The sequence below is a fragment of the Natronorubrum sulfidifaciens JCM 14089 genome, assembly GCF_000337735.1.
In the GTDB taxonomy this organism is placed as follows: domain Archaea; phylum Halobacteriota; class Halobacteria; order Halobacteriales; family Natrialbaceae; genus Natronorubrum; species Natronorubrum sulfidifaciens.
This window is the reverse complement of sequence record NZ_AOHX01000060.1, coordinates 1-396: the sequence shown is the minus strand read 5'-3', so window position 1 is coordinate 396 and position 396 is coordinate 1. Positions and strand designations below refer to the sequence as shown.

At 61.4% G+C, this 396-nt stretch carries 1 protein-coding gene; it reads right to left on the bottom strand.

The annotated features are described in order from the left end of the window. Nucleotides 1-374 (bottom strand): HVO_A0114 family putative DNA-binding protein (locus C495_RS16905; protein WP_008165150.1); only part of this gene is annotated, 374 nt, incomplete at its 3' end. Nucleotides 375-396: the final 22 nt, after the last annotated feature.

Genomic DNA, 396 nt, shown 5'->3' with positions numbered 1-396 from the left:
TGGACGGTCTTGACATCACGATCGAGCCGCTCAGCCAGCTGGCGGATGCTGTCCGGTCGTTCGGTCATAATGCTCCGAAGAAGCTCAACACGGCGGTCAGTGAGCAACGCCCGGAGATCGCTCGGATTCTGGAAGTTGATGACGTGCGGAACTTCCTCGCCAGCGTCCCAGCGGTCAAGGCGGTCAACCGCAGCCTGGCGGTGGGCCTCATCGGAGTCGGACGTGATCTGCAGCCCCGAGGGATAATCCTCGGGATCGCGGTTTTCGAGGAAGTCCGCTTCGTCTTCGACGTCGTCCATCACGATATCCTCGTCGTCAGAACCGATGCTGTTGCCGTCGTTGGTATCGTCGGGTGTGTTGGGGTCGTCAGGCATTGTGGGTCACCTCTCGCGGCGG